The 8,674-nt window shown below is 71.1% G+C and carries 11 protein-coding genes; all 11 read right to left on the bottom strand.

The genetic code is table 11. The features are described 5' to 3' along the window. Positions 1-209: 209 nt before the first annotated feature. On the bottom strand, positions 210-746 hold the full coding sequence (locus tag NBZ85_RS23190; protein WP_235490724.1) for a hypothetical protein: 537 nt from the start codon (positions 744-746) through the stop codon (positions 210-212). Between the two features lie 534 nt (positions 747-1,280). Next, positions 1,281-1,799 (bottom strand): hypothetical protein, encoded by a 519-nt coding sequence (locus tag NBZ85_RS23185; RefSeq protein WP_055752528.1) that lies wholly within the window; start codon positions 1,797-1,799, stop codon positions 1,281-1,283. A gap of 127 nt (positions 1,800-1,926) precedes the next feature. Beyond that, positions 1,927-2,676: a hypothetical protein gene (locus NBZ85_RS23180; RefSeq protein ID WP_261562581.1), complete on the bottom strand. Its 750-nt coding sequence runs from the start codon at positions 2,674-2,676 to the stop codon at positions 1,927-1,929. Between the two features lie 32 nt (positions 2,677-2,708). Next, a complete protein-coding gene (locus NBZ85_RS23175) occupies positions 2,709-2,966 on the bottom strand; it encodes a hypothetical protein (RefSeq protein ID WP_261562580.1) in 258 nt (85 codons plus the stop codon). A 35-nt stretch (positions 2,967-3,001) separates the two neighbouring features. Next, entirely contained in the window at positions 3,002-3,760 is a 759-nt protein-coding gene (locus NBZ85_RS23170) for a Crp/Fnr family transcriptional regulator (protein WP_055752531.1), read from the bottom strand. 275 nt (positions 3,761-4,035) lie between these two features. Then, positions 4,036-4,830 carry a PHP domain-containing protein gene (locus tag NBZ85_RS23165; RefSeq protein ID WP_261562579.1) on the bottom strand — a complete coding sequence of 265 codons (795 nt, stop codon included), beginning with the start codon at positions 4,828-4,830 and terminating at the stop codon, positions 4,036-4,038. A gap of 378 nt (positions 4,831-5,208) precedes the next feature. After that, the gene (locus NBZ85_RS23160) at positions 5,209-5,730 is read right to left on the bottom strand and encodes a hypothetical protein (RefSeq protein WP_055752533.1); all 522 of its coding nucleotides are present in this window, start codon (positions 5,728-5,730) and stop codon (positions 5,209-5,211) included. Then, positions 5,727-6,002 (bottom strand): hypothetical protein, encoded by a 276-nt coding sequence (locus NBZ85_RS23155; protein WP_256790377.1) that lies wholly within the window; start codon positions 6,000-6,002, stop codon positions 5,727-5,729. Before NBZ85_RS23155 ends, NBZ85_RS23160 begins: the two co-directional genes overlap by 4 nt. Then, positions 5,999-6,835 (bottom strand): SAM-dependent methyltransferase, encoded by an 837-nt coding sequence (locus NBZ85_RS23150; protein WP_261562578.1) that lies wholly within the window; start codon positions 6,833-6,835, stop codon positions 5,999-6,001. The genes NBZ85_RS23155 and NBZ85_RS23150 overlap by 4 nt, the downstream gene beginning before the upstream one ends. A 250-nt stretch (positions 6,836-7,085) precedes the next feature. Next, positions 7,086-7,631: a hypothetical protein gene (locus NBZ85_RS23145; protein ID WP_261562577.1), complete on the bottom strand. Its 546-nt coding sequence runs from the start codon at positions 7,629-7,631 to the stop codon at positions 7,086-7,088. A 267-nt stretch (positions 7,632-7,898) separates the two neighbouring features. Continuing rightward, on the bottom strand, positions 7,899-8,674 hold a 776-nt coding region (locus NBZ85_RS23140), incomplete at its 5' end, for an endonuclease/exonuclease/phosphatase family protein (protein ID WP_261562576.1).

Here is an 8,674-nt window from a genome sequence, read left to right as displayed (position 1 = left end):
ATCGCCCCCTCCACCTACGAATGTAGGACCGCCACCCGGCACTGGGGCGGGGGCGGGGGCCGTTCCGAGGTCGCCCGCGAAAAGCTGGCAGCCCGGGTGCGGATTCTGAGAACAGTCGGTTCCGCCGAACTTGTCGCCAGCGAAAGCGGGCACGGTGAATACGCCGGCCAGCGTCGCCGTCACGGCAGCAACAAAAAGAGTCCTACGCATCAGCATGATGCCAGGTCTCCGACTCCGAACTGGGTGACGCGCCACAGCCCGTCGGTGTGCAGTCGAGCCTCGGCCAGAATCCGGCGCATTCCCCCGGGAGTGTCATCCAGAAGCGAGCCGTCGGTCCTGTATTGCAACCAGTTCCGACTGTCCGCGCAATCCTCGATCCTCACCGAGGTCGGCGCGCCGGGCGGGTTCACCGATGTCACCCGCGGGTGGTTCACCGGCTCACCCTTCGCAACCAGCCCATTGAGATGGTCGGCGTACAGATCACCGGTCAGTACCTGCAAAGCATCGCCCGAGGCATAGCGCGACAGATACGTCGCCTGCCAGTCCGAGGTGTGACTGGCCTGCGCGTCGGCCTTCCACATCCCCACGTACGCGGCGACCGCGTCCTGCCGCGCGATGTCCGCCGGCGATGTCGGCTTCGGGCTCGGCGATCCGCCCGTATGCGGGGGCGAGGAGACGGCTCCGCCACTGGGAGCCGGAGCGGGCGTCGAACCACCATCCGCACCGCAGCCAGCGAGGAAGGTCACGGCAGCGGCCACGACGCTGATACCAGCGAACCGCAGCCGAGCCCGGCGGCGCTGTCCCGCTGTACGAGCCCGGACCTCCACAGTGCCCACCTCGCCGGCCATCCCAATGGACGGCCAACCCGCCCCGGAAGGGAGAAACCCCTCTATCTAGGACTACCCCCGCCACAGCGAATCCCGGCGTTCTAACTTCGCAGTCCGACCGGCATCCCAGCGAGAAATGACTCAATAGGGCTAGAAGTAGCCCCCTGTCCGGGCTATGCAGATCACTCGCTGGGATAGCCCGATCAGGGGGTGCGGGGCGTGCATCGTTCCCGTCGAGCTGTCACGGTGGGCGGGACACAATGCTGATACGGGCATCGCGGCCTGGCTGCGCTCCAGACCCTCTGGCCGGCCCACCTGACCGGTGGTGAGCGCGCCAGGCCGGTCAGCCGCCGTGACGGCGCTTGGGTTCGACCGGCGGGCCTCGATGAACCACTCGGGGCGAAGACGACGGACTCGTCCGCAGGAACGTCCCCGCCCCGCGGTCCACCTGGGTCACTGTGCCTGTCCCGTTAGCCTCACGGTGGCGATCATTTGCCAGTGCCACCCGTCAGCGGCGGGATGGAGCTGAAGCAGGCCGGCGGCGGCCAGCGCGGCGAGTTTCAGCAGGACGTCCACCCGGTCGACCATGCCGGCCTCGGCGTCGAGCAGGGCGGCGATCTCCGTTCCGTGGGCCGTGCCGCGCGGGAGCTGTGCCGCCTGTACCGCCGCCCACCACTCCCGCGGTGAGACGGTGTCGAGCGGGCGCACCCCGTCCGGGGCGGGTGCGGCCAGTGGGGGCTGGCAGGCGTACATCAAGGTGCGGTTGACCGTCTGGTAGCGGGAGAGCAGCCGGACGGTGGCGAGGATGTTCAGCCAGCGGCCCACCTCGTCCGCCGGCACAGGAACATGATCGGCGATCAGGTTGGCGGGGAACACGCCCGCGCGTGCGGTGCGGGCCTGTGCCCAGACCACCGTCGTCCGCAGGGTTCCGACGGCCACGTGCTCGATCCCCTGCACCAGGAGACGGCTCACGGGCCGTGCCGGACGTCCGCCGCCTGTGCGGGGTGTGGGCGCGGCACGCGGGCACCACCCCGCGTGCCGCGCCCCGGCTCCGTCCCCAGGCAGTGGAAGGGGCCAGTCCTTCGGCCGCGGCGCCGTCTCACCGTTCGGGGCCTTTCCACCCGACGGCGCTGATCGCCTCCCGCCCGGAGTCGGTGAGCCGCAGCTCCGAGCCGACCCGGGCGAAGCGACCGGTGCGGGTCTGCCGATCCACCCAGCCTTCCAGGCGGGCCAGCCCGACACCCAGGCGGCGGGCCGCGGTGATCAGGTCGATGTCGACGTCGGGAGAGTCGGCGCCGAGCACCGTCCACACCTCGCTGTCGGTCAACCCTCGTGACAGCAGCTCGCGGCCCCAGCTGGTCCCGTGAGCGGTCATCTGCCACTGGCGGTGCGCCGCACCTCTGTCCGGGCCGGCAGCGAGCAGGCCGCGTACCCCCAGCGTCGCGAGCCGCACCGCCACATCGATCCGATCAACCCGGCCGGCCGGGGCGTCGAGGAACTCGGCGATCGTCTCCGTCGACGCCATGCCGGTGCGGGCGTGCGCGTCGGCCATCGCTGCCCACATCTCCCGCGGCAGAATCGTCTCCTGCGGGCGTAGCACGGTGTCCGCGGTCGGCGCTGCGGCGAGCAGCGGCCCGCAGGCGTACACCCAGGCGTCGCTGGGCGTGCGGTAGCGGTCGACCAGGCCGAGCAAGGCGAGGACATCGAGCAGGCTGCCCGCTTCCTCGACTGTCACCTGGCAACGATCCGCGAGCAGGGTGGCGGGGAACGTGCCCGTGCCGACCCGCTGGTGCGCCCACGCCAGAGCTGCGCGTAGCCGCCCGACCGGTACACGGTCCAGCCCCTGCACCCTCGCAGCGGACCTCGCGCCAGGTGAGGGGATCATCGCGTCTCCTGACCAGGGCGAGCCCGAGGCGAGGGGTGCGGCAGCCAGCACCGCGCAGCGCCGCCTGTGCCGGCCGCCGCCCACCGATCCGCACGGTGCAACTGGGCGTCCGTGGCGGCATACCAGGCGCCGATCAGGCCCACCCTGCGGGTCTGGGCCCGAAACGCCTGCTCCTGCGCGCGGGTGAGAGTAACCGGCGTTGCCGCTGTGGCCGCGGCGAGGGCGAGGGCGAGCTGGGCCGCACGATGCTCCACGTGAGGCCCTCGGCGGCCCGGCCGCGAGCAGGGGATCATCGGCCTTCTCCGCAGGCCAGGCAGGACGGGTCGGTCCCCGAGGCGCACCGCTCGGCCGGGGCCGGCGGTTCGGCGGGTCCGGCCAGGCTGTGGAGTGCCGCGAGATCGGTGACGGCCATGCGGCCACGGGCGAGGATCGTCAGGTGGCCGCTGGTGCGCAGGTCGGTCAGCAGGGGCTGCACGGTGGACAGGGATGCGGCCAGCATCGCGGCGATCTCCCGGTGCCCGAGTGGGATCTCCACCGGGGCGGCCGGGTCCTGGCCGGCCCCGAACGCGGCATGCAGATTGACCAGCAGTCGCGCCGTCCGGATCGCCACCGGCACGGCGCTGTCCGTCCGCCGGGCGCGCAGCGCGGCCTGCCGCCGTGCGCAGGCGGCGTGGCGGAACGCCGCGGCGGTCTGCGGGTAGGTGGCCAGGACCGCGGCAAGGTCGTCATGGGCGATTAGGCGCAGCGTCGTGGGGTCGCCGGCGGTCACCGTCGCGGCCCTGGGTGCCCCTGCCGGCTGAACGATGAGGTCCCCGGGATGGTGCAGGTTCTGGATCGCCAGCCGCCCGGAAGGGCTGATCGCCGCGCTCTTTGTCCACCCGGAGAGGAGCAGGGCCAGGCAGTCCACGGGCTGGTCCTGCCACAGGATCACCGTGCCGGGTTCGGCCCGGTGCTCGTCGCCGAGGGTGACCATAGCCGCGCGGGCGGCGGGCGGGAGCAGGCCGAGGAAGCGGCCGTCCCACGCGGGCACGACGGTCATCCCCACCATCCCGATCTCCTCCTCATCGTCGAGTCCTCTTCACCGGATGTGGTTGGCCGGTGGTGTTCCGCCCGCAGGGGCAGCAGGCGGAACACCCGCTGGGCGCCGCACCGGCCCGGCCCGCCGGCGGGCCGTCACAGGACATGCGGCATGATCACGATGAAAGTCAGGCTGACGAAGAGGAAGCCCATACACCCAGCTCGACCGCGACCGTGCCTCGATCTCCCTGCGTACTCGTTCCGGCAGATCGTCCCGCCGCCGTCCTGCCCCCCGTGGCACGCCGATCAGCCGATGATCAGCGGCGTGCCGGGAGCGGCGGCGACGTCGAGTAGCCGCTGGAACTCCGCGAACGCCGTCGTTTCGGCCCCGAGACGCTGCGGCTTGTTGTCGCCGTGGGAGTCGCTGGACCCCGTGACGATCAGACCGAGGCGTTTCGCGATCGCGAGGAGCTCCGCCCGGTCGGCATCCGTGTGGTTGGGGTGGAAAACCTCGATGCCCGCCAGCCCGGCGTCGGCCAACGCCGCGATGTCCGCCGCCGAGAGCGGTGGACGCCGCTCGGTCCTCCGCGGATGCGCGAGGACCGCAACGCCCCCCGCCCCGCGCACGAGGGACAGGGCCGTTGCGAGGTCGGGTTGCTCCTTGGGCACGTGATACGGGCTGCCATCGCCGAGCCAGTCGGCGGAGTACGCCTCCGCGCGGCTCGTCACCACCCCGTTCCTGACCAGCACCGTCGCGATGTGCGGTTTACCGACCACACCGGCCGCCTCCGCGACCACCTCATCCCAGGAGATGGTGTGGCCGCCCGCCGCCAGCTTCCCGACCATCTTCTGCGCCCGGGTGTCGCGGCTGTCCCGGGTGCGACCGAGCGCGTCGGCCAGCGCCCGGTTTTCCGGGTCGCAGAAATAGCCGAGCAGGTGCTGCGTGCCCCTCACGCCGTCCACCTCGACGGACGTGGAGATCTCCACTCCCGGGATCAGGATCTGCCCCGGTCGCAGCGCCGCAGCCGCGTCGGGAATACCCTCGAACGTATCGTGATCCGTCAGACCCAGGATCAGATTTTCCTCGTCTGCCAGCTTCACCAGCTCCGCTGGATCCTCGGTCCCATCGGATTTTCTCGAATGGTTATGTGGATCAACCCGGGGTTGTTTCATCTGATCCCTCCGACGTGAAGGTCGCCATGTCGACCCGGAGATGTACTTGGGGTCCGAGGACCACGGCGTACGCGTGACTGCCTTCACCATCCCCGACCTTCACACGGGTTCCCTCAGGCGGAACACCACCCGGAAAAGCTTCCGGGGGCACCCACCTGGCGCCGTCGATTTCGGGGAAGTTGAAGTCAACCCGCACGTAGGCGTCCACGTCCTTACCCGCACCGAGGCGGACGAGGAAACGCCGGACCACGCCGTAGACCCGTGCCACCGCGCCCGGCCCGCGCAGGACGTCCCGCCGTGTCCTGATCATCGCCGGCCTGCGCGTGCGCGCCGCGCCGACAGGTACACCGTGGGCGTTCTGATCGTCACCGTGCCCCGGTCGTCGAGAAGCTGATGGCATGCCGTCTCGTAACGGCCGGCCAGCAGCTCCCCGAGCTGTCCGCGGACGGCCTCAAGCGGGTTCGGACCTGCCGGCACCGGCGGCGTGTGCAGGTGGACCGCGACAGCATCATGATCACGAAGGGTTGTGGTCGTCGGAGCGAGATCGCCCCGGTCGATCTCCAGACCCAGGTGGCCGAGGTGGGAGGCGGTCACGAGATCGTCCACCGCGTGCCGGGCATGCGCGGGAGTCGCCTGCCCCAGCGCGGTGTCGATCTGCCACTGCTCGTGTGCGGTGAGGCCGGGCAGCGCATCGTCGTACCGGCGGGCATGGTGCAACGGCTCCGCCAGAGCGAACCGTCCACCCGGAACCAGAACGCGGCCCGCGTCGGCCAGCACCGCGGGCAGGCCCGCCACCCCGGCCACACCGTGCCCGACGACCGCGGTCACCGAGCCCTCGCGCAGGGGAAGCCGACCGGGATCGGCCAGATCCCCTGAAGGCTCCCGGTGCCCGGGGCGAACCGCAGCCGGCGCAGCACGGGATCAAGCCCGACCGCAACAACCACCCCGGACGACCCGACCAGCGACAGGGCCGTCCGAGTCAGCATCCCCCCGTCGGCGCTGGTGCCCAGCACGACGACCCGGTCCCCGGGACCGACCTGCGCCGCACCGAGAACCTGAGGCGACACCCCGGTGTCATGCTCCACGGCCAGCAGGCTCACGAGACGCGGGCCACCGCGCCGAGCAGCCACACCGCCCGCTGCTCGGCGTCCGGCTCCTCCTCCGGACGCCACAGGGCGATCGGCACCACGCCCGGCTCCACCAGGGTGCAGCCCGCCGCCGTGATGATCCCCGAGATCTGCTCGGCCGTACGTGCCTTCAGGGGAATTCCTGCGGCCTCGTATCGGCGGGTGACCTGCTCTGCCGTGGCGGGATTCATCTCGGGGGTGATGTGGGACAGCACCAGGTAGCTGCGGGTCGGCAACCCGGCGACAAGCCCCGCGACGATGCCCGCCACGTCGTCGTCGTCGACGACGAAGTGCAGGATCGCGTTGAGGGACAGCGCGACCGGCTTCTCCAGATCGAGAGTCTCACGCAGCTCGGCAGCGTTGATGATCATCGATGGGTCCCGCAGGTCGGCGTCGAGGTAGGCCGTCCGCCCCTGCGGTGTGCTGGTCAGCAGCGCGCGGGCGTGCACGAGCACGATCGGATCGTTATCCACATAGACGACCCGGGCCTCCGGGGCGATGCCCTGGGCGATCTCATGCAGGTTCGGCGACGTCGGGATGCCCGTACCGACGTCCAGAAACTGGCGGACCCCGACCTCCCCGGCGAGCCACCTGGTGGTGCGGGCGAGGAAGGCCCTGTTCGTCCACGCCATCACCTTCGCGCCGGGCTCCGCGGCCAGGATCTCCTCGGCCGCCTCCCGATCAGCCGGGAAATTGTCCTTCCCATCGAGGAAGTAGTCGTAGATCCGCGCCGTGTGCGCCTGGTCGACGTTCAGGTCCGTGGGCTGTTTGGCGGCGGTGGATTTCACGGCGGTGGACTCGTCCATGATTTCTTTCTGGTCGTGGGTGGAGGGCTCCGGCCTGGACCGCGGGCCGGTCGGGGATGAGCTTCGCGGGGCCTACGTGGTCTCGGTGGGGGGCTGGCCGGAGGCGGTCCTGGGAAGAGCAGCCCAGCCCACTGCTAGAGCAGTGCTCCAGCGACCGGGGAACGCCGATGCGGGAGTGGGCGTGGGCGGCGCGGAGGTGTGGGCACGTCCGGCGCCGCTGCACCCGGCGAAAAGCGACGCCGTGTGCCGGTCAGACGAGCGCGGGAAGGGCGCCCGTCAGCTCGTCGTCGTAGGGGTCGACCGGCCGGTGGACCCCCTCGGGGTCCTCGGCCAGCAGCTGGAACGCGGGTGCGACCGCGGCGGCCAGCGCCGGGCCGAGCCGGTGCAGCCGTGCGGTCACCTCGTCGAGGTACACGCCCAGCAGGGCCGCCCACCCCTGCTCGCCCAGGATCGTCCTCACCCGGTCGTAGTAGGTCTCGGCGCGCATGTCGTCCTCGGCGAACAACGCCGCCCGGCGGGCGAAGTGCTCGCGGCGTTCGGCGGCCTGCTCGGGACCCAACGGCGTCGCCACCGGGCTGACCTTGTGTCCGAGCAACGCGAACGCGTCCTCGGCCGCCGTCCTCTCCTGCCGGTACTCGCCAGCGAGGTCGAGCAGCTGGCGGATCGTTTCGTCCGTCAGACCGATCAGCTTGTAGTGGACCAGCACCCGGTCCACCAGGAAGTCCGGCGCCATGCTCCTCATCCGCTGGTCCAGCAGACCCAGGCGGTGCGGAGCCATCTCATCGTGCGGAGGCATAGATCCAATCCATCTCGTGATTGTGAATGTGAGGTGCCGATTCCGCCTGCCGGCGGCAGCCGCGTCGGAGATGGCGGGAGGCGTCCGGCCGCTCACTCGGGGGGTGCGAGCGACCGGACGGATCACAGAATGCCCGGATTCGCCGAGGGGGAGATTCCACGCGCAGTGAACATCTAGTTCGCTGCGCGATAGGGCTGTGGCCTGCGAATACTCGGCCAGCCGAGGTGATTTCTTCGTCGTCGAGCCCGTGGTTTGAACGGGTCGAGGTCAGCCGGTGAGGGTGAGGTGCATGGCGGCGTGGTCACTGAGGCCGGCGTGGCGAGGAGCGTGCAGGTAGTCGCAGGCGGTCACAGACGGCCGGTGCGCAGTGGTGATGAACGTGTGGTCGAACCGGTAGCCGTTTCCCCCGCGGCCGAACCAGCTGTGGCCGGGTGCGGCGGGGTGCTGGGCCCGGTAGGCGTCGATGAGACCGGCGTCGGCGAAGGAGCGGTAGAAGTCGTACTCCCACCGGCCGAAGACGGGGTAGTGCGGGACGTGGCCTGGTTCGACGACGTTGAGGTCACCGGTCACGATGACCGGGCCGTCGAACCCGGCGAGGAACCCGGGCAGCGCCTGGGTGACGGCGTGTTGGAAGGCACGCTTGTTCTCGTTGCGGCGGTGCTGCGGCCCGCGGGAGGGCACGTAGAGGCCGAGCAGCCTGATCCGCCGGCCGCCGACCCAGATCTCCGCGGCGGGGGCGCGGTGCGGGAGGAACCCGATGCCGGTCGGCACGGGTTCGAGCGGTGTGCTGCGGGAGGCCAGGACCGTGCTGTAGTCGGCGCCGCCCGGTCGCGGTGCGTGCAGGTGGGGGTAGCCGTGCTGGGCGAGCGCGTCGAGGAGGGCGCGTCCGCCGGGTCCGGAGCCGACTTCGGTGAGGACGACGAGGTCCGCGCCGCGCCGCTGGGCGAGCCAGGCGGCCTGGCGGCGGGCCCGGTCGGGTGCAGCGTGCTGGGCGTTGAACGTGAGCAGGCGCAACGGGGCCGGGGGCGCGGTGGCCGCTGGCG

This window comes from Frankia tisae (genome assembly GCF_025403405.1).
Classification (GTDB): Bacteria; Actinomycetota; Actinomycetes; order Frankiales; family Frankiaceae; genus Frankia; species Frankia tisai.
The sequence above is the reverse complement of the archived record's forward strand: the minus strand, read 5'-3'. Positions and strand labels throughout refer to the sequence as shown.

Coding starts and splice junctions, on each gene's coding strand:
- NBZ85_RS23170 (WP_055752531.1), bottom strand. CDS start 3,760: ATGGTGGGGATGACCGTCGTGCCCGCGTGGGACGGCCGCTTCCTCGGC.
- NBZ85_RS23150 (WP_261562578.1), bottom strand. CDS start 6,835: ATGGACGAGTCCACCGCCGTGAAATCCACCGCCGCCAAACAGCCCACG.
- NBZ85_RS23145 (WP_261562577.1), bottom strand. CDS start 7,631: ATGCCTCCGCACGATGAGATGGCTCCGCACCGCCTGGGTCTGCTGGAC.